This is a genomic window from Hymenobacter aquaticus, from assembly GCF_004765605.1.
GTDB lineage: Bacteria > Bacteroidota > Bacteroidia > Cytophagales > Hymenobacteraceae > Hymenobacter > Hymenobacter aquaticus.
In genome coordinates this window covers 787,644-809,297 of record NZ_SRLC01000001.1, presented here as the reverse complement: position 1 = coordinate 809,297, position 21,654 = coordinate 787,644, and the positions used below count along the sequence as shown (strand labels likewise).

At 65.8% G+C, this 21,654-nt stretch carries 10 protein-coding genes; 9 read left to right on the top strand and 1 reads right to left on the bottom strand.

What is annotated here, in order from left to right:
* Window positions 1–131: 131 nt before the first annotated feature.
* Window positions 132–2,225 carry a (E)-4-hydroxy-3-methylbut-2-enyl-diphosphate synthase gene (gene ispG / locus E5K00_RS03255; protein WP_135461633.1) on the bottom strand — a complete coding sequence of 698 codons (2,094 nt, stop codon included), beginning with the start codon at window positions 2,223–2,225 and terminating at the stop codon, window positions 132–134.
* Between the two features lie 217 nt (window positions 2,226–2,442).
* Between ispG and E5K00_RS03250 the strand changes: the two genes are divergently transcribed.
* The 9 genes from E5K00_RS03250 (at window position 2,443) to E5K00_RS03210 (ending at window position 21,654) form a co-directional block, all read left to right on the top strand.
* Window positions 2,443–2,937, top strand: a complete 495-nt coding sequence (locus tag E5K00_RS03250; protein ID WP_135461631.1) for a TlpA disulfide reductase family protein — start codon at window positions 2,443–2,445, stop codon at window positions 2,935–2,937.
* 40 nt (window positions 2,938–2,977) lie between these two features.
* Complete coding sequence (locus E5K00_RS03245; protein ID WP_135461629.1) at window positions 2,978–3,595, top strand: thioredoxin family protein; 618 nt, start codon at window positions 2,978–2,980, stop codon at window positions 3,593–3,595.
* Window positions 3,596–4,003: 408 nt separating this feature from the next.
* Complete coding sequence (locus E5K00_RS03240) at window positions 4,004–6,814, top strand: family 78 glycoside hydrolase catalytic domain (protein ID WP_135461627.1); 2,811 nt, start codon at window positions 4,004–4,006, stop codon at window positions 6,812–6,814.
* 157 nt (window positions 6,815–6,971) lie between these two features.
* On the top strand, window positions 6,972–8,135 hold the full coding sequence (locus E5K00_RS03235) for a glycosylase (protein WP_135461625.1): 1,164 nt from the start codon (window positions 6,972–6,974) through the stop codon (window positions 8,133–8,135).
* Between the two features lie 203 nt (window positions 8,136–8,338).
* Window positions 8,339–10,813: a beta-galactosidase GalB gene (gene galB / locus E5K00_RS03230; protein ID WP_135461623.1), complete on the top strand. Its 2,475-nt coding sequence runs from the start codon at window positions 8,339–8,341 to the stop codon at window positions 10,811–10,813.
* Window positions 10,814–10,909: 96 nt separating this feature from the next.
* Entirely contained in the window at window positions 10,910–14,269 is a 3,360-nt protein-coding gene (locus E5K00_RS03225) for a glycoside hydrolase family 2 TIM barrel-domain containing protein (RefSeq protein ID WP_245328200.1), read from the top strand.
* 1 nt (window position 14,270) lies between these two features.
* Window positions 14,271–17,849, top strand: a complete 3,579-nt coding sequence (locus E5K00_RS03220; protein ID WP_135461619.1) for a glycosyl hydrolase — start codon at window positions 14,271–14,273, stop codon at window positions 17,847–17,849.
* Between the two features lie 147 nt (window positions 17,850–17,996).
* Window positions 17,997–20,030 carry an aceric acid hydrolase gene (locus E5K00_RS03215; protein ID WP_245328199.1) on the top strand — a complete coding sequence of 678 codons (2,034 nt, stop codon included), beginning with the start codon at window positions 17,997–17,999 and terminating at the stop codon, window positions 20,028–20,030.
* Window positions 20,031–20,217: 187 nt separating this feature from the next.
* Window positions 20,218–21,654, top strand: coding sequence for a sialate O-acetylesterase (locus tag E5K00_RS03210; RefSeq protein WP_135461615.1), 1,437 nt, complete (start codon window positions 20,218–20,220; stop codon window positions 21,652–21,654).

Below are 21,654 nucleotides of genomic sequence, written 5' to 3'. Positions count from 1 at the left end.
AACCGTTCAACGACGAGACGCAACATATTGCGTCTCTACAACGGGTACCTGGACTTAGCCCCGCCGGGGCGAGTGACTCTGCTGGCACGCGGGATGCTTCGGCAAGCTCAGCCTGACCAACGAGAAGGTAGCTACGCCCCCACCGGCTCTTCCAGCACCACGGGCTCCAGCCAGCGGCCATCCTCGCGCATGAGCTCGATGAGCTGATCCACGGCCTGCTCCTCGGGCACGGCTTTCTTGATGACTTCCTGGCCGCGGTAGAGGGCAATTTTGCCTTTGCCCACGCCCACGTAGCCGTAGTCGGCGTCGGCCATTTCGCCGGGCCCGTTTACGATGCAGCCCATGATGCCGATTTTGACGCCCTTCAAATGGTCGGTGCGCTTGCGGATCATGGCGGTGGTTTCCTGCAAGTCGAACAGGGTACGGCCGCAGCTGGGGCAGCTGATGTACTCGGTTTTGGACATGCGGGTGCGGGCCGCCTGCAAAATGCCGAAGCTGAGCTGATTGAGCTGATCCAGGGCTTGGAGCCACTCCTCTTTCGGGCGCTCGGGCAGCAGCTCGGTGCTCAGCACCACTCCGTCGCCGAGGCCGTCGAGGAGCAGGCCGCCCACGTCGGTGGCGGCGTAGAGTTGGGTTTGCTCGGGCGTGAGGGCCGGGTACTGGCGGTTGATAATGACCGGGTTGGGCACGCCGTTATTCAGCAGCTCGAAAAACGCGCGGCGGATTTCGGGCATGGCGTGGGCGTTGTCGGTGTAGAGAATGACCACGGCCGTGGCATCGTCCCGGAGCTGGTCGAGGGCGGCCGGCGTGAGCGAGTCGAGGTTGTGAAACACGAAGTTCAGCTCGGGGTGCTTGGCGGCGGCTTCGGCGTACTCGGTTTGGGTAAGCACCGGGTAGTGGTCGGGGCGGCGGCCGGCGTCGAGCCAGGCGCTGTAGTCCACGACTTCCTTCAGGCCGTTGGGCAGCATAAAGGGCACCGGGCGCTGGCCGCTGTAGAGGTAATCGGCCCCCAGGTCGCTCATCTGGAACTTGTCGAGGAAGGCCGAGTACAAGTGGCCCACGGCGCGCAGATCAGCGTATTCCACCGCCGCGAGGCGGGAAATGTCCACCATCACCCGGGGCACGTTCTGTCCGCCCAGGTTCCGCACTTCGCGGGTGGCGCGGCGGTGGTACTGGAAGGGGTCGATGGGAACCCCTCCCCCGTCCCCTCCCCAAAAGGGAGGGGTGCCAGACGAAACAACGTCGAAGGCTACTTCAAGCCCCTCCCTTTTGGGGAGGGATTGGGGAGGGGTCAAAGGCCGAATCGGCTTGGCTTCCTGGGCGCGGGTAGTATACCGGTCAATCAGGGCCTTGGCCACGGGGGCTTCGGCTTCGGGGGCTTCGGTGAGGCTCACGCGCACGGTGTCGCCGAGGCCGTCTTCGAGCAGGGTGCCGATGCCCACGGCCGACTTGATGCGGCCGTCTTCGGCCTCGCCGGCTTCCGTGACGCCCAGGTGCAGCGGGTAGGGCTGCAGGCCTTCCTCGTCGAGCTTCTGCACCAGCAGGCGGTAGGCCTGCACCATCACCTGGGTGTTGCTGGCCTTCATGCTCAGCACCACGTCGTAGTAGTTTTCCTCTTCGCAGAGGCGCAAAAACTCCAGGGCCGACTCGACCATGCCCAGCGGCGTATCGCCGTAGCGCGACAGAATCCGGTCGGACAAAGAGCCGTGGTTGGTGCCGATGCGCATGGCCGTGCCGTACTGCTTGCAGATCTGGACCAGGGGCCGGAACCGCTCCCGGATGCGCTCCACCTCGGCCGCGTAGCTGGCGTCGGTGTAGTCGATGACGTCGAACTTCTTCTTGTCGGCGTAGTTGCCGGGGTTCACGCGCACTTTCTCCACGATGCGGGCGGCCAACTCGGCGGCGTTGGGCGTGAAGTGAATGTCGGCAATGAGGGGCACCGAGCAGCCGCGCTTGCGCAGCTCCTTCTTGATTTCGAGCAGGTTCTGGGCCTCCTTCACGCTGGGGGCCGTGATGCGCACGTATTCGCAGCCGGCTTCGACCATGCGCAGGGTCTGCTCGACCGAGCCCAGGGTGTCCATGGTATCCACGGTGGTCATGCTCTGCACCCGAATCGGGTTGAGGCCGCCCAGGGGCAGGTCCCCGATTTTCACTTCGCGCGAGAGGCGGCGCTTGTATTCGGTCAGGCTGGGGCAGTAAATCTTGGAGGCGGAGGCAGTGGTCATGCGGCGGACTAGGTGGGCGTAGCAGAAACTACGGGGCGGCGCGGAAAGTTGCGGCGGGCAAAGGTACGCAAGGTTTGGAAGCGGCGCTTGCCCAAACACGGCCCGGCGGCCCCCGCGCCGGCCGGGGCTGCCGGGGCTGCCGATCTGGCCCGCCGCCGCGCCGGGCAGCAACTTTCGGCCGGGCCGGCTGTCTTTGGTGAAAATCAAGGCTGCTTTCATGAAATCATTCCGGCTTTTTCTGCTCCTGCTGACCGGCGGGCTGTTGTCCGCGGGGGCCGCCCGGGCCCAGCAGGTTTCCGTCATCAAGTTCGCGGAGCTGCAACAGCGGCTAAACCGGCAGAACGACACGACCTACGTGGTGAACTTCTGGGCCACCTGGTGCGCGCCCTGCGTGAAGGAGCTGCCCCTGTTTGAGCAGCTGAACACGACCCACGCCGATAAAAAGGTGAAAGTGCTGCTGGTGAGCATGGACTACGCCTCCCAGCTCAACAAGAAGGTGAAGCCCTTCGTGCTCAGGCGCGGGCTGAAGTCGGAAGTGGTGCTGCTGGGCGAAACCGACCCGAACACCTACCTGGAAAAAGTGGACCCGAAATGGTCGGGCGCGCTGCCGTTTACGGTGATGTGGAACGGCAGGCAAAACCGCCGGGCCACGTTCGAAAAAGAGTTTACCCCGGCCGAGCTGGCGGCGGAAGTCGCCAGGTTTCTGCCCTAGCCCGCCGAAATTCCTTTCCCTTCTACCCTACCGTACCGCCATGAAAAAGCTCTTTCCCCTCGTCACGGCCTGCCTGCTGCTGGCCCTGCTCAGCAACTTCACCGCCGGCCCGGCCGGCTACCAGGTCGGCGACAAAGTCGCGGACTTCAAGCTCAGGAACGTGGACGGCCAGCTCGTCTCGTTGGCCGATAACCAGGCCGCCAAGGGCTACATCGTGGTTTTCACCTGCAACACCTGCCCCTACGCTCAGGCCTACGAAAGCCGCATCATCGGGCTGCACCAGAAATACGCGGCCCAGGGCTACCCCGTGGTGGCCATCAACCCCAACGACGAGGCCACCGTGCCCGGCGACTCCTTCGCCGCCATGAAGGCCCGGGCGGCCAGCAAGCAGTACCCGTTTCCCTACCTCCAGGACGCCACCCAGCAGGTAGCCCGCACCTTCGGCGCCACCCGCACGCCCCACCTGTACGTCGTCACCCGCCGGGGCACCGACTTCGTGGTATCCTACATCGGGGCCATCGACGACAACTCGGAAGATGCTACGCTGGTGAAAACCAAGTACGTCGAGCAGGCCATGACCGACATCCTGGCCGGCAAGCCCGCCGCAACCAGCTCCACCAAAGCCATCGGCTGCACCATCAAGTGGAAGAAAGCGTAGGCAATGGGCGAATGTGGTTGAATGTGAGAAATGTGCAGAATGTGTCATGGTGAGGCGTGAGGCGTGAGGCGTAAGCCATTCCGCGCCTCAAGCGGCGTCAATCCGTCCGCTGCGCAGGTAGTCACAGCCTTTCCCCAGAAAGCCCTTTCCCGTTGCGTACGGGAAAGGGCTTTTTACCGATGGGACCAATCAAGCCTTACGGACAAGAATATACCATGTTAGGCCAGTCGCCGCCGGCCGCCGGGCGGGGTCGGGCAATATCGTATAATAAGTTGCTAACGACTGGGACAGTGGCCGCCGACAGGAAGTGAATATTTGTACCGGCCACACTCCCGGTTCGGGCCGGCCGGTCTGCTGCTCGCCCCGTTTCTGCCCTAGCCACCCGCCCTTTTTGAAGAACGCCTAGCCATGCGGTTTGCCTTTGCCCTGCGCCGTGACAACACCCGACCAGCAGGCCTGCTCGTGCTGCTGCTGGCCCTGGGGGCGGCGGCCCATGCGCAGGCGGTGGCCGTGAAAGAACTCAAGTGCGGCTACCGGCTAAACCCGCTGGGCCTCCAGGCAGCTCCGCAGCTGAGCTGGGAGCTGCGGGCCGACCACCGCAACGCCCGCCAGACCGCCTACCGCGTGCTGGTGGCCGACGACGAAAAGCTGCTCCGGCGCAACGTGGGCAACGTGTGGGATTCGCAGCAAACCGCTTCGGCCGCCTCTATTCAGGTGCCCTACGCCGGACCGGCTTTGCAGGCCACCAAAACCTACTACTGGAAGGTGATGGTGTGGGACGAGCGGCAACAGGCCTCGGCCTGGAGCCCGGCCGCCCGCTGGCAGATGGGCCTGCTGACGGCCGCCGACTGGCAAGGTGCCCGCTGGATTGCCTACGAGGAACTGCCGGCCGAGCGCGTGAGCGTGCTGCCCGTCGACGGCAAAAAAGACGCGTACCAGGGCGGCAACGTGCTGCCGCTGCTGCGCAAGGATTTCGCCGTCGGGAAAAAGCTGCGCCGGGCCACGGCCTACGTGTGCGGGCTGGGGCAATTTGAGCTGCGCCTGAACGGGCAGAAAGTCGGGGACCATTTCCTCGACCCGGCCTGGACCAAGTACGACCAACACGCCCAGTACGTGACCTTCGACGTGACCGGGCAGTTGCGCCGGGGCGACAACGCGGTGGGCGTCATGCTCGGCAACGGCTTCTACTACGTGCCGCCGGTAAAGGGCCGCTACCGCAAGCTCAAAACCGCCTTCGGCTACCCCAAGCTGCGCTGCCGCGTGGTGCTCGACTACGCCGACGGCACCCAGGAAAACGTCGTCAGTGACGCCAGCTGGCAGACGGCCGCCGGCCCGGTCACCTTCAGCAGCATCTACGGTGGCGAGGACTACGACGCGCGCCGAGAGCAGCCCGGCTGGGACGCGCCCGGCTTCGATGCAAAAGCCTGGAAACCGGTGCTGCTGGTCGACGGCCCCGCCCGGCTCGACGCCGAGCAGGCCGAGCCGCTGCGGGTGCACGAGACGTTTCAGCCCCGGCAAGTCACGCAGCCCCGGCCGGGCCACTTCGTGTACGACTTCGGGCAGAACGCCTCCGGCATCGTGGAGCTGCGGGTGCAGGGCCGGGCGGGCGACACCGTGCGCCTGGCGCCGGCCGAATTGCTGGGCCCGGACAAGCTGGTGAGCCAGAAAAACAGCGGCCGGCCCTACTACTTCACCTACGTGCTGCGCGGCGCGGGCGTGGAAACCTGGCGCCCGCGCTTCAGCTACTACGGCTTCCGCTACGCGCAGCTCGACGGCGGCGTGCCCGCGGGCGAGGCTAACCCCGCCGGCCGGCCCACAGTGCTCGGGCTGACCATGCTGCACACCCGCAACGCGGCCGCGCCGGTGGGCTCGTTCAGCTCGTCAAGCCCGCTGCTGAACCAGACCAACACGCTCATCGACTGGGCAGTGCGCAGCAATATGGCCAGCGTATTTACCGACTGCCCCCACCGCGAAAAGCTGGGCTGGCAGGAGCAGAACCACCTGATGGGCGCCTCCATCCGCTACGGCTACGACATTGCCGCCCTGTGCCGCAAGGTTATCCGGGACTTGCAGGTCTCGCAGCTCGAAAGCGGCCTTGTCCCGGAAATCGCGCCGGAGTACGTGCAGTTCGAGTGGGGCGGCGACATGTTCCGCGACTCGCCCGAATGGGGCAGTAGCGCCATTCTGCTGCCCTGGTACGCCTACCAGTGGTACGGCGACCGGCAGACGCTGCTGGAAAGCTACCCGGTGATGCAGCGCTACGCGGCCTACCTGGCGACGAAGGCTCAGGGCCACATCCTCACCCAGGGCCTCGGCGACTGGTACGACCTGGGCCCCAAGCCGCCGGGCGTGTCGCAACTCACGCCCATGGGCGTGACGGGCACGGCCATCTACCACTACGACCTGGTTACGCTCAGCGACATTGCCCGCCTGCTCGGCAAGGCTGATGACGCCACCAAGTACGCCCGGCTGGCGGCCGAAGTCCGCACGGCCTTCAACGCGAAGTTCTTCAACCCCGAAACCAAGCAGTACGCCAGCGGCAGCCAGGCCGCCAACGCCGTGGCCGTGTACATGGGCCTGGTGGCGCCCGAGCACCGGGCCGCCGTCGTCGATAACCTGGTGCGCGACATTCAGAGCCGCCAGCACGCGTTGACCGCCGGCGACATCGGTTACCGTTACGTGCTGCGGGTGCTGGAAGACGCGGGCCGCTCCGACGTCATCTATGCCATGAACAGCCGCGCCGACGTGCCCGGCTACGGCTACCAGCTGGCCCAGGGTGCCACGGCCCTCACCGAATCCTGGGCCGCCCTGCCGACGGTGTCGAACAACCACCTGATGCTCGGGCACCTGCAGGAATGGCTGTACGGCGCGCTGGCCGGCATCCGTCCCGCCGCGGGCTCGGTGGCTTTCGATAAAATAGACATCCGCCCCGAGCCGGTGGGCGACGTGACTTCCGCCAAAGCCACGCACCACTCGCCTTACGGGCTGATTGGTAGTGAGTGGCAGAAAACTGCCGCCGGCTTCGAACTGACGGCCACCATCCCGGCCAATACCACGGCCACGGTGTACCTGCCCGCTTCTTCGGCCGCTGCCATCACCGAATCGGGCCAGCCACTCACGCAGCACCCGGAGCTGCGGCTGCTGGGCGTGGAGGGCGGCCGGGCGCGCATTGCGGTGGGCTCGGGCACGTACCGGTTCGTGGCCCAGCCGCTGGAATAGAGCGTCATGCTGAGCCCGGGCGAAGCAGCTCTACCGCTTCGGCCGGGCTCCTGCAACGACTTCGGTAGAGCCGCCTGACTCCGCCTTCCTGCGCTTCGACTGCGCAGCCGCCCGCTTAAGTACGACGCCCCTTATTGCTCCTCCTTCCGACTTCCGCATGAAACTGAAACTTGCCTGCCTGCTGCTCTCCGGTCTGCTCGCCCAGACCGCGGCCCGCGCCCAAGCCCCGGCCAAGCCCCAAGAGGTGTCGGCCGCCGTGATGCAGAAAGTGTACAAAGAGGTGAAAACGCCCTACAAGTACGGCCTGGTGCTCGTTACCAACGACAACCAGAAGAAGATGGACTGCCCCAGCGTGTTCCGCAAGGGCAAGCAGTGGTACATGACCTACATCATCTACGACGGCCGGGGCTACGAAACCTGGCTGGCGCAGAGCAAGGACCTGCTGAAGTGGGAAACCAAGGGCAAAATCATGGCCTTCACCGACACCACCGACTGGGACACCAACCAGAAAGCCGGCTACGTCGCCCTGCAGGACTACAAATGGGGCGGCTCCTACGAGTGGCAGCCCTACCAGGGCAAGTACTGGATGTCGTACTTCGGCGGCAAGAGCCGGGGCTACGAGAAGGGCCTGCTCTCCATCGGCATAGCCTCGACTGACAAGGACCCGAGCACGGTACATACCTGGCAGCGCCTGCCCCAGCCGGTTTTGCGCCCCGACGATAAGGACGTGCGCTGGTGGGAAAACCACACTATCTACAAAAGCTCCGTCATCTGGGACAAGAGCAAGCTCACCGGCCACCCGTTCGTGATGTACTACAACGCCAACGGCGACTCGCTCGACGCCAAGCGCGGGGCCGAGCGCATCGGCATGGCCGTGTCGGACGACATGGTGCACTGGTCGCGCTACCGGCGCAACCCGGTGCTGAATCACCACAAGGGCATCACCGGCGACGCGTATTTGCAGAAGCTCGACGGCATCGACAAGGACCTGTGGGTGATGTTCTACTTCGGCGCGTTTTACCCCGGCGTGAAGGGCGCGGTGAACCGTTTCGCCTGCTCCTACGACCTGGTGAACTGGACCGACTGGAGCGGGCAGAACCTGGTGGAGCCCTCCGAGTCCTACGACGAGCTGTTTGCCCACAAGTCCTTCGTGGTGAAGCACAAGGGCGTGGTGTACCATTACTACTGCGCCGTGAACAAGCCCGACCAGCGCGGCATTGCCGTGGCTACGTCCAAGGACCTGGGCAAGAGCAAGGTATCGTTCATTGCCCCGCCCGAGAAGAAGAAAAAGGAAGCCAAAGCATCCACGAGTTACGACTAGAGCTAGCTCCCCTCCTCAGATGACTCCGCGCATAAAGCGGACTGGGGTTGGGGGTGGTTGAAAAGCTAGAGCTAGATGTCGTTCGAATACAAGTTCAACCACCCCTAGCCCCGGTCCGCTTTATGCGCGGAGTCATCTGAGGAGGGGAACTAAGTCTAACTCTAGCACTAGTAGCATCTGCCCTGCCAACCTACTAAACTTACATGCGCCTCTTCCTTCCCTTTCTGCTGCTCCTGTTGCTCAGCGCCGCCCACCCCGCGGCCCAGCCGCCGGTGCGCGGGGTGGAGAACTTCAACAAGGGCTGGAAATTCTACCTCGGCGACGAGGCTCAAGCCAAGGAAGCCGGCTTCAACGACGCGGGCTGGCGGCAATTGAATTTGCCCCACGACTGGAGCATCGAAGGCAGGTTCGACGAGAAAAACCCGGCCAAGCCCGAAGGCGGCGGCCTGCCGACGGGCATCGGCTGGTACCGTAAGTCGTTCACCGTCAAGCCCGGCAAAGACCAGCGCGTGTACATCGAGTTCGACGGGGTGTACCAGCACAGCGAGGTGTGGCTGAACGGGCAGCTGCTCGGCCAGCGGCCCAACGGCTACATTTCTTTCCGCTACGAGCTGACCCGGCACCTGCGGCCCGCCGGCCAGCCCAACGTGCTGGCCGTGCGCGTCGACAACTCAGCCCAGCCCAACTCGCGCTGGTACTCCGGCTCGGGCATCTACCGCAACGTGCGGCTGGTGACGACCTCGACCGTAGCCGTGGACCACTGGGGCACCTTCGTGACCACGCCCAAGGTCACGGCTGAAGCGGCCACGGTGCGCCTGCAGACGACCATCCGCAACAGCGGCGGCCAGGGCGCCAAGCCCGTGCGCGTGGAAACCCTGCTGCTGGATGCGCAGGGCAAAACGGTAGCCCGGCAGGCCACCGACAACGTGCAGCTGACCGATTCGACCACCGTGCTGACGCAGACGCTGAACCTGCCGCAGCCGCAGCGGTGGTCGGTGCAGCGGCCCTACCTGTACCGGGTGCAGACGCGTCTGGCGCAGGGCAAAACGGCCGTAGATGAGTACGAAACCACGTTTGGCGTCCGCACTTTCGCCTTCGACGCGCAGACGGGCTTTTCCTTGAACGGGCAGCCGCTGAAGATTCTGGGTGTGAATCAGCACCACGACCTCGGCGCTCTGGGCGCGGCTTTCAACCTGCGGGCGGCCGAGCGGCAGCTGCAGATTCTGCAGCAGATGGGCTGCAACGCCATCCGCATGTCGCACAACCCGCCCGCGCCGGAGCTGCTGGACCTGTGTGACCGGATGGGCCTGCTCGTCATGGACGAGGCCTTCGACATGTGGCAGAAGAAAAAGAACGGCAAGGACTACCACCTGGACTTCAAAGCCTGGCACCGCCGCGACCTGCGGGATATGGTGCGCCGCGACCGGAACCACCCCAGCATCATCGTCTGGAGCATCGGCAACGAAATCCGGGAGCAGTTCGACAGCACCGGCGTGCGGCTCACCAAGGAGCTGGTAGCCACCGTGAAGCAGCTGGATTCGACCCGGCCCGTCACCTCGGCGCTGACTGAGCAGGAGCCGGAAAAGAACTTCATCAGCCAGGCCGGCGTGCTCGACATCCTGAGCTTCAACTACAAGCACGAGGGCTACCCCAAACTGCCCCAGAGCTTCCCCGGCAAGCCCTTCCTGGCCACCGAAATTGCCGCCGCCTTCGAAACCCGCGGCCACTACGATTTGCCCTCCGACAGCGTGCGGGTGTGGCCCCTGGACGGCAAAACCAAGCTCACCACCGGCAACGCGGACTTCACCGCCTCGTCGTACGACAACGCCCGGCCGTACTGGGGCAGCACGCACGAGCCGGCCTGGCTGGCCGTCAAGCGCAGCCCGTTCATGGCCGGCACCTTCGTCTGGTCGGGTTTCGACTACCTGGGCGAGCCGCTGCCCTACCCCTGGCCGGCCCGCAGCTCCTACTTCGGCCTAATCGACCTGGCCGGCTTTCCCAAGGATGCCTACTACCTCTACCAGAGCGAGTGGACCACCAAACCCGTGCTGCATCTGCTGCCCCACTGGAACTGGCGCCTGGGCCAGCCGGTAGACGTGTGGGCCTACTACAGCCAGGCCGACGAGGTGGAGCTGTTCCTGAACGGCAAGTCTTTGGGCACGAAAAAGAAGGGTGCCGACCAGCTGCACGTCATGTGGCGGGTACCCTACGCGCCCGGCACGCTGCAAGCCATTTCGCGCAAGGGCGGCAAAACCGTGCTGACGCGCACCGTGAAAACCGCCGGCCCGGCCACCCGCATCGAGCTGACGGCCGACCGCAGCGCCCTGCGCGCCGACTGCCTGGACCTCTCGTTCGTGACCGTGCGCGTACTCGACGCCCAGGGTACGCTGGTGCCCGACGCGGCCCCGCTGGTGAAGTTCGACCTGGGCGGCCCGGCCCTGCTGGCCGGCGTCGACAACGGCTACCAGGCCAGCCTGGAGCCCTTCAAGGCGACGGAGCGCAAGGCCTACAACGGGCAGTGCCTGGCCATCGTGCAGACCACCGAGCAGGCCGGCATCATTACTCTGCGCGCTACCGCCGACGGCTTGCAGCCGGCCAGCATCACCCTCAAAAGTGGTGCTTCTGCTTCTGCTTCCACCACGAAAGGCCCGGCTACCTCAGTAGCCGCGGGCAACTAAGTACCCATGAGTATGAGTCAGCAAAGCTTCCTCCCAGATCAAACCCGAGAGAATCGTCCGGCTCCCCCTCTCCTTTTTCGGAGAGGGGGCCGGGGGGTGAGGCGCACCGTCTGGGCGGCCCTGCTCGGCCTCTGCGCCCTCACAGCCCAAGCCCAGGAAGCCAGCGTGTACTTCTTCCCCGGCGTGTCGCACCCGCCGCAGGTGTACCCCGGCCCGGAGGCCGACGGCTGGCAGGTGCCGCAGATAACGGAGCTGAACCGCGACCGGGCCCGGGCCACGGCCTACTCCTTCGCCTCCGAGGCCGCCGCGCTGGAAGGCAACCGCGAGAAATCGGGCCGCATGCTGAGCCTGAACGGTCCCTGGGACTTCCGCTTCGCGCCGAAGCCGAGTGACGCGCCCAAGGACTTTCAGCGCAGCCGCGTGCAGGGCTGGAAGCAGCTCACCGTGCCCTCGAACTGGGAGATGAACGGCTACGATTTGCCCATCTACAAGTCGGCCAAGTACCCCTTCCGCCCCGTCGACCCGCCCTTCGTGCCCCAGGACTACAACGGCGTGGGCTCGTACCAGCGCACGTTTTCGGTGCCGGCCGACTGGCACAACCTGAACGTGACTTTGCACTTCGGCGGGGTCAGCTCGGCGTTTAAGGTGTGGGTCAACGGCAAGTTTCTGGGCTACGCCGAGGACAGCTGCCTGCCCTCGGAGTTCAACGTGACGCCCTACCTGCAGGCCGGCGAAAACACCGTGTCGGTGCAGGTCATGCGCTGGTCGGACGGCTCGTACCTCGAAGACCAGGACCACTGGCGCCTGAGCGGGATTTACCGCGAGGTACTGCTGCTGGCCGAACCCAAGATGCGCCTGGCCGACTTCCACTGGCAGGCTAAGCTGGATAAGCAGTACCAGGACGCGACGCTGAGCATCCGGCCCCGCCTGGAAAACTTCACCGGCAACAACGACCTGAAAGGCTACGAAGTCCGGGCCCAGCTGTACGACAAAGCGGGCCAGCCGGTGCTCAGCCAGCCCTTGCAGCGCACGGCCGAAAGCATCATCAACGAGCCGTACCCGCGCCTGGACAACGCCAAGTTCGGGCTGCTGGAAGCCACAATCCCGAACCCGCTGAAGTGGAGCGACGAGACGCCCAACCTGTACACGCTGGTCTTGACGCTGACGGATAAGGCGGGCGCGGTGCTGGAAAGCAAGAGCTGCAAGGTGGGCTTCCGGGCCATCGAATTCGACAAGACGACGGGCAAGCTGCTCATCAACGGCAAGCTCACCTACCTCTACGGCGTGAACCGCCACGACCACCACCCGACCAAGGGCATGGCCGTGTCGCGGGAGGATATTCGCAAGGACGTGCTGACGCTCAAGCAGTTCAACTTTAACTGCATCCGCACCTCGCACTACCCCAACGACCCGTACTTCTACGACCTGTGCGACGAGTACGGCATCCTGGTGATGGACGAGGCCAATCTGGAAACCCACGGCCTCGGCGCCAAGCTCAGCAACGACCCAGCCTGGACCGCCGCCTACCAGGAGCGCAGCATGCGCATGGCCCTGCGCGACAAAAACCACCCGAGCGTCGTGTTCTGGAGCCTCGGCAACGAATCCGGCCGCGGGCCGAACCACGCCGCCATGGCCGCCTGGCTGCACGATTTCGACATCACCCGCCCCGTGCACTACGAGCCCGCCCAGGGCGACCCGCACCTCGACGGCTACATCAGTCCTTCAGACCCCGGCTACCCGAAAAACCACGCCTACCGCCTCCAGGTGCCGCGCGACCAAGCCTACGTGGACATGGTCAGCCGCATGTACCCCGGCATCTTCACCGCCGAGCTGCTGGCCAATCAGCAAAACGGCGACAACCGGCCCATTTTCTTCTGCGAGTACGCCCACTCGATGGGCAACGCCACCGGCAACATCAAGGAGTTCTGGGACGCCTGGCGCAGCACCAAGCGCATTATCGGCGGCTGCATCTGGGAGTACCGCGACCAGGGCCTGCTCAAGCGCGACTCGGTGGGCACCGCCTACTACGCCTACGGCGGCGACTTCCAGGAGAAATACTACGACGACTTCACCATCAAGGGCATTGCCGACTCCGAGGGCAATCCGAAAGCCGCTCTTTACGAGTGCAAGCGGGTGAATCAGCCCCTGGAAACCACCCTGACCGACGCCGGCAAGGCGCTGGTGAAAGTGCAGAACCGCCACGCCGCCAAGTCGGCCGCCGACTACCTGCTGACGCTGACCTTGCGCGAAGACGGCCGCGTGGTCAGCACCAAGCCGCTGCCCCGCCTGCGCCTGGCGGCCCAGCGCGACACCGTCATCAGCCTGCGGCCCTACCTGCCCAAGCTGAAAGCCGGCGCCGAATACCTGGCTACGGTTTCGTTCACCTTGCCGGAGGCTACCGGGTGGGCGCCGAAGGGCCACGAAGTAGCCGCCAACCAGCTGGCTTTGACCGGCCTGGCCCAGCCGCAGAAGCCCGCCAAAAGCTTCCCCGCCGTGGCCGTGCGCGACGAGGCCAAGGCCTACGTCATCAGCGGCAAGGGCTTCACGGTCAGCATCGACAAGACCACCGGCGCGCTGACGAGCTACCAGCACAACGGCACGGAGCAGCTGGCCGCCCCGCTGCTGCCCCACTTCACCCGCCCGCTCACCGACAACGACCGGCGCGGCTGGAAGGCTCCGAAGAAGCTCAAGCCCTGGTTTGAGGCCCAGCCCAAGCTCGAAAGCCTGACCGTGGATAAATCCACCGCCGGCCTGGCCAGCCTCACCAGCACCTACAGCCTCATCGACGCCACCACCAAGGTGCGCGTGACCTACACCGTGAACGGCGACGGGGTGCTCAAAGTCGACTACGCCCTGACGCCCGCCGCCGGCCTGCCAAATCTGCCCCGCGTGGGTTTGCAGGGCGGAATCCGGCGCAGCTACGACCAGCTCAGCTACTACGGCCGCGGCCCCTGGGAAAACTACCTGGACCGCCGCTACGGCATCGACGCGGGCATCTATAGCCACCCTCTACCCACGGCGGCCGATTCCTACGTGGTGCCCCAGGAATTCGGCACCCGCACCGATATCCGCTGGCTGCAGCTGGCCGACCAGCAGGGCTGCGGGCTGCTGGTGGTGGCCGATTCGCTGCTGAGCATGACGGCCCTGCCCTTCACCGAGCAGAATATCCAGTCGGCGCGCCACACCAACCGCCTCCAGGACGCCGGCTTCATCACGCTGAACCTCGACCTGGCCCAGATGGGCGTGGGTGGCAATACCAGCTGGGACGACCAGGCCGCCCCGCTGCCGCAGTACCAGCTGCCCGCCAAGTCTTACCGCTACAGCTTTTATTTGCTGCCGGTGAACGGGAAGAATAAGGACCTGGGCGCCCTGGCCCGTAAAGTGCGCTTCGGGAGGCCCGCCAAGCTAGCTCCCACCAACAAATCCACCACCCTTGGTAGCACCGGCAAACTGTAGCATGAAGCACCGCCCCTCGTTTTCGCTTCGCCACCTCGGTCTGCGGCTCGGCCTAAGCGCCCTGCTGCTGGGCTCGGGCGGGCCAACGAGTTGGGCGCAGTCGGTGCCGACCACCGCGGCAGATTTGCAGGCCGCCTTCCAGCACCCGCCCGACGCGGCCAAGCCCTGGGTGTTCTGGTACTGGATGAACGCCGCCGTCACGCCCGAGGGCATCACGGCCGATTTGGAAGCCATGCACGAGGCTGGCATCGGCGGGGCGTATCTGATGCCCATCCGCGGCGCGGGCGAGAAGCCGCTCATCACCCCGCCGGCCGAACAACTTTCGCCGCGCTGGTGGGACATGGTGCGCCACGCCCTGCGCGAGGCCGACCGCCTGGGCCTGAAGCTGGCCATGCACGTGAGCGACGGATTTGCCCTAGCCGGCGGGCCCTGGATTACGCCCGAACTGGCCATGCAGAAGGTGGTCTTTAGCGAAACCCGCCTGACCGGCGGCCGCAAACAGGCTATCCAACTGCCCCAGCCAGCAGCGGTGAAGGGCTACTACCGCGACATTGCCGTGTACGCCTACCCCACGCCCACTGGCGGCGGGGTGTCGACCTACACGACCAAGCCCACGGTAACGAGCAGCGCCAAAGAAGGCAAGCCGGAGCGACTGGCCGTGGCTGGCAACAAGGACGGTTTCAAGCTCACCGAGCCGGGCTGGGTTCAGTACGCTTTCGGCCAGCCCTTTACCGCCCGCTCCCTGCGCATCCGCTCCAACGGCTATAACTACCAGGCCAACCGCCTCCTCGTGGAGGCCAGCCAGGACGGCAAGACCTTCCGGCCGGTCGTGCGCCTGACGCCGCCGCGCAGCGGCTGGCAGGACAGCAGCGCCGTGACGCACGCGCTGCCGACCACCACGGCCCGCTTTTTCCGCTTCCGCTACGACCCCGCCGGCTCCGAGCCCGGCGGCGAGGACCTGGACGCGGCCAAGTGGAAGCCCGCGCTGAAAGTGTCGGAAATCCGGCTCTCGGCCGAAGCGCGCATCAACCAGTACGAGGGCAAAAATGGGGAAGTCTGGCGCGTGAGCCCGCGCAGCACCGCCCGGCAGCTACCCGATTCCTTGTGCGTGCCGCTGGGCAAGGTGCTCAACCTGACCAATAAGCTGGGCCCCGACGGCCGCCTGACCTGGACGCCACCGGCCGGCCGGTGGACCATTCTGCGCGTAGGCCACACCGCCACCGGCTACACCAACTACACCGGCGGCGGCGCGCTGGGCCTGGAGTGCGACAAGTTCAACCCCGCGGCCGTGCAGCTGCAGTTCGACAGCTGGTTTGGCGAGGCGCTGCGCCAGGGCGGGCCCGAGCTGGCCGGGCGCGTGCTCAAAACCCTGCACGTCGACAGCTGGGAATGCGGCTCCCAGAACTGGTCGGGCAACTTCGCCGCCGAGTTCCGGCAGCGCCGGGGCTACGATTTGCTACCCTACCTGCCGGTGCTGGCCGGCGTGCCCCTGCAGAGCGCCGAGGTATCGGAGCGGGTCTTGTTCGATGTGCGCCAGACCATTGCCGAGCTGGTGGGCGACAAGTTTTACGCCACGCTGGCCGCCGCCGCCCGGGCCAAGGGCGTCAGCTTCTCGGCCGAAGCTATTGCCCCCACCATGGTCAGCGACGGGCTGCTGCACTACCAGCACGTGGACGCGCCCATGGGCGAGTTCTGGCTGCGCAGCCCCACCCACGACAAGCCCAACGACATGCTCGACGCCGTGTCGGGGGCGCATATCTACGGGAAGAATATCGTGCAGGCGGAGTCCTTTACGGAGCTGCGCATGGCCTGGGACGAGCATCCGGCCATGCTGAAAAGCGTGCAGGACCGCAACTACGCGCTGGGCGTGAACCGGCTGGTGTACCACGTCTTCGCCCACAACCCCTGGCTGGACCGGCAGCCGGGCATGACGCTCAACGGCGTGGGCCTGTACTTCCAGCGCGACCAGACCTGGTGGCGCCCCGGCCGCGCCTGGGTCGACTATGCCCGCCGCTGCCAGGCGCTGCTGCAACTCGGCCGCCCGGTCGTGGACTTGGCCGTGTTCATCGGCGAGGAAACCCCGCGCCGCGCCGTGCTGCCCGAGCGCCTGACCGAGACGCTGCCCGGCATTTTCGGCCCGCAGAAGGTGCAGAGCGAGCAAAAGCGCCTGGCCAACGCCAGCGTGCCCATGCGCGAAATGCCCGAAAAGGTGTCGGCCACGGCCGGTAGCTTCACCGCCGACATGCTGGTGGACCCGCTCCACGGCTACGCCTACGACTCGTTCAACCCCGACGCGCTGCTACGCCTGGCCCAGGTGCGCAACGGCCGCATCGAGCTACCCGGCGGCGCCAGCTACGGCCTGCTGGTGGTGCCCGGCGCAACTTCCCTCTGGCCCGACAGCACATCCATGACGCCCGCCGTGGCCCACAAGCTGCGCGAACTGGTGCAGGCCGGTGCCACCATCCTGCTGGACCGGCAACCTAGCCGTAGCCCCGAGCTACGAGGCTTCCCCCAGGCTGATCAGGAAGTAAAGCAGCTGACGGCCAGATTGCAAGCTACCACCGAAGCCAAAGCTTCCGCAGCGCCCGGCGCTACCGCTTCGTCCGGCTCCCCCTCTCCTTTTTCGGAGACTCTGCGCCTAGAGCAGATGCGGCCGGGGGGCGAGGCGCACCTGCTGCGCGGCCCCTACACCGCCGATTCCTTCGAGCCGCTGGGCCTGCTGCGCGACCTGACGGCCAGCTACTCCGGCGGCCAGCGTGCCCGCGGCCTGGCCTGGACGCACCGCACCGCCGAGCAGTTCGATATCTACTTTGTTTCCAACCAGCTCGACTCGGTGCAGACCATCGACCTGTCGTTGCGCGTGGCCGGACGGCAGCCGGAGCTGTGGGACGCGGTAACCGGGGAAATCCGGCCCGCCCGGGACTGGCAGCAGGAAAACGGCCGCACCCGCCTGCCGCTGCGCCTGGAGCCGAGCGGGTCGCTGTTCGTCGTCTTCCGCCAGCCGACCACGCAAACCGCCGGGCATTCGGGCCCGAACTGGCTGACGACCACGCCCGCCCAGCCGCTCGGTGGCCCCTGGCAGGTACAGTTCGATACTAAAGCCGGCGGCCCCGCTCAGCCCGTGGCCTTCGCGCAGCTGACCGACTGGAGCCAGCACGCGGACGAGGCCATCCGCCACTACTCCGGCACGGCCGATTACACCCAAACGTTCCGCTGGAAAGGAAGAAAGAAGTCTGGCCAGCGCGTGTACCTCGAACTCGGGCAGGTGAATAACCTGGCGGAAGTGGAGTTGAACGGCCAGCCCGTCGGCACGGCCTGGACGGCCCCCTACCGCCTCGACATCACCGAGGCCGTGCGCAAAGGCCCGAATCAGCTGCGCATCCGCGTGACCAACACCTGGGCTAACCGCCTCATCGGCGACGCGGCGTTGCCAGTGGAGCAGCGCCACACCTCGCTGACCACGGCCCCCGCGCCGGCTGCCACCAAGCCGCTGCTGCCGGCTGGGCTGCTGGGGCCGGTGGTCATCAGCACCGAAACCTCACCCCCGGCCCCTCTCCTTGGGGAGAGGGGTGCGTTCTGACTTCGTTCTATGACTGTTATTCGTCCCCAAACCAATCCATTGCTTCCCTCGCCGCCGCGACGTACGCGTTTGTCGTGGCTTTCCGACCCATCTTGGCTCCCCCTTCCCTCGCTTGATGCGCGACATCTAAGGAGAGGGGGCCGGGGGGTGAGGGTCGCCGCCCTGCTCGTCGGCCTGGCCGTAGCGGCCCGCCCGGCGGCGGCGCAGGATAAGGCCCTGGTCAACACCACCGCCAGCCAGCACGCCCGGCTCAGTGGTGTGGATATGGGCAGCGTGCAGTGGCAGCCCCAGGGCTTTTGGGGGGAGCGGTTTCAGGTCTGCCGCGAGGCGATGATTCCGACCATGTGGGCCCTGTACCACGACCCGGTGCGCAACCACGCGTTCCGCAACTTCGAAATTGCGGCCGGGCTGGAGAAGGGCACGCACATGGGCCCCTCGTTCCACGACGGCGACTTTTACAAGCTGCTGGAATCAGTGGCGGCGACCTACGCAGTGACCAAGGACCCGAAGCTCGACCAGATGATGGACGAGGCTATCCAAGTCATTGCCAAGTGCCAGCGGGCCGACGGCTACCTGAACACCCAGGCCACCATTGCGGCCCTCAATACCGGCCAGAGCACCGCGTTCCAAAACCGGCTGAACTTCGAGAGCTACAACCTGGGCCACCTGATGACGGCCGCCTGCGTGCACTACCGCGCCACGGGCAAGACCACGATGCTGGACCTGGCCCGCAAGGCCACTGACTACCTGTACGCCTTCTACAAACGCTCCTCGCCCGAGCTGGCCCGTAACGCCATCTGCCCCTCGCACTACATGGGCGTGGTGGAAATGTACCGCACCACCAAGGATGCGCGCTACCTGGAGCTGGCCCGGCAGCTGATTGACATCCGCGGGCTGGCCGGCGACATCGGCACCGACGACAACCAGGACCGCCTGCCCTTCCGGCAGATGCAGAAGGCCGGCGGCCACGCCGTGCGCGCCAACTACCTCTTCGCCGGGGTGGCCGACGTGTACGCCGAAACCGGCGACGCCACGCTACTGACTACGCTCAACCGGATGTGGGACGACGTGACCCAGCACAAAATGTACGTGACCGGGGCCTGCGGGGCGTTGTACGACGGCGTCTCGCCCGACGGGACGGCCTACAAGCCCGATACGGTGCAGAAAATCCACCAGGCCTACGGCCGCGACTACCAGCTGCCCAACCACACCGCCCACGGCGAAACCTGCGCCAACATCGGCAACGTGCTCTGGAACTGGCGCATGCTCCAGCTCACCGGCGAGGCCAAGTACGCCGACGTGATGGAAACCGCCCTCTACAACAGCGTGCTCAGCGGCATCAGTCTCGACGGCACGAAGTTCCTCTACACCAACCCGCTGGCCTACTCCGATGCCCTCCCCTTTCACCAGCGCTGGAGCAAGGACCGCGTGGACTACATCAGCCTCTCGAACTGCTGCCCGCCCAACGTGGTGCGCACGGTGGCCGAAGTCGGCAACTACGCCTACAGCGTGTCTGACCGCGGGCTGTGGCTGAACCTGTACGGCGCCAACGACCTGACCACCAGGCTCAAGAGCGGCGCGGCGGTGAAGCTCAAGCAAACCACCAACTACCCCTGGGACGGCGCCGTGCAGCTGACGGTGCAGCAGGCCCCGGCCGAGGCATTTTCTGTGTTTCTGCGCGTGCCAGGCTGGGCTGAGGGAGCGAAGCTGCTGGTGAACGGCAAAGTGCAGGCGGTAGCCTTGACGCCGGGCACGTACGCCGAGGTCAGCCGCAGCTGGAAAGCCGGCGACCAAGTGGAGCTGATGCTGCCCATGCCGGCGCAATTGGTCGAGGCCAATCCGCTGGTGGAGGAAACCCGCAACCAGGTGGCCGTGAAGCGCGGCCCCATCGTGTACTGCCTCGAAACCAAGGATTTTCCGGCTGGTCAGCCTCTGTCGGCCCTCACCATCCCGGCCGGTGCCAAGCTCACGCCCAAACCCGTGACCATCGAGGGCAGCCGGGTGATGAGCCTAACCGGCCAGGGCCTGCTCAGCGCCGAGCCGCAGTGGACGGGCACGCAGCTCTACCGCCCGGTATCCGCGCGCAAGCCCACCGCCGTGCCGCTGACGCTGGTGCCCTACTACGCCTGGGGCAACCGCGGCCACGCCGACATGGAAGTGTGGATTCCGCTGAGCCGGTAGCGTCCACAGTTAGAGCTAGAATTAGCTCCCCTCCTCAGATGATTCCGCGCATCAAGCGGCGTGGGGTTGGGGGTGGTTGAGCCGCCATCCGGACATGACTTGATTCTAAATTTTAGCCCTAACCTTTCAACCACCCCCAACCCCTCCTCATCTGAGGAGGGGAGCTAGTCTTAGCTCCCTTGCCTACATGAACACCAAGCCCTTCCTGCTTTCCGTCGCCCTCCTGCTCACCCCGCTGCTGCTGCGGGCCGAGCTGCGCCTGCCGTCCATCTTCACCGACAACATGATTTTCCAGCAGCAGGCCGAGTGCGCTGTCTGGGGCTGGGCCCGGCCGGGCAGCCGCATCACCGTGGCGCCGTCGTGGGGCAAGCAGAAGTACCAGGCCCAGGCCGACGACAAAGGCCGCTGGAAGCTGAAAGTGAAAACGCCCACGGCCGGCGGGCCCTACACCCTGGCCTTCAGCGGCGACGATAAGCCGGTCACTTTGCAGAACGTACTGGTGGGCGAGGTGTGGCTGTGCGGCGGGCAGTCGAACATGGAAATGCCGATGAAGGGCTTCAAGGGCCAGCCGGTTCTGGGCTCCAACGAGGCTATTCTGCACTCCAGCAACCCGAACCTCCGCCTCTACAACGTGCCGCGCAACTCGCGCACCGCGCCCAAGGACAACAGCAAGCCCTTCAGCTGGAAAGTGGCCGAGCCCGAGGCGGTGGCGAATTTCAGCGCCACGGCCTACTACTTCGGGCGGCTCGTGCAGGAGCAGCTGCACGTGCCGGTGGGGCTGATCAACTGCAGCTACGGGGGCTCCACCATCGAGGCCTGGCTGAGCGAGGAGACGCTGCGGCAGTTTGCGGGCGTGCCCATTCCGCCCCGTACCGACTCCATCAAGGTGGTCAACCGCACGCCCACCACGCTCTACAACGGCATGCTGCACCCGGTCGTCGGCTACGGCATCTGCGGGGCCTTGTGGTACCAGGGCGAATCCAACTACGAGCACCCGGACGAGTACCCGGCCCGCTTGCAGGCGCTGGTGCAGCAGTGGCGTGCGGAGTGGAAACAGGGCGAGTTTCCGTTCTACTACGCCCAGATTGCGCCCTACAACTACGCCCAGCTGCCGCCTTATAATAAGGGCGGCAAGTACAACTCGGCCTTCCTGCGTGACGCCCAACGTAAGGCCGAAACCACGATTCCCAACGCCGCCATGGCCGTGCTGCTCGACGTGGGCGAGGAAGCCAGCATCCACCCCATGCGCAAGGAGCCCGGCGGGCAGCGCCTAGCCCTGCTTGCCCTGGCCAAAACCTACGGCCGCAAGGGCTTCGGGGCGGTCAGCCCGGCGTATGAGTCCCTGGAAGTGAAGGACGGCGTGGCCCAGGTGCGGTTCCGCGACGCGCCCAACGGCATGACGTCCTTCGGCGAGGCGCTGACGGGCTTCGAAGTAGCCGGGGCCGACCGGCGGTGGTACCCGGCCAAAGCCAGCATCGATGGCAGCGTGGTGAAGGTATCGGCCGAGCAGGTGAAGCAGCCGGTGGCGGTGCGCTACGCCTTCCAGGACTTCACCCGCGCCACCCTGTTCAGCACCGAGGGCCTGCCGGTGTCGTCGTTTCGCACCGATGATTGGGCGCAATGA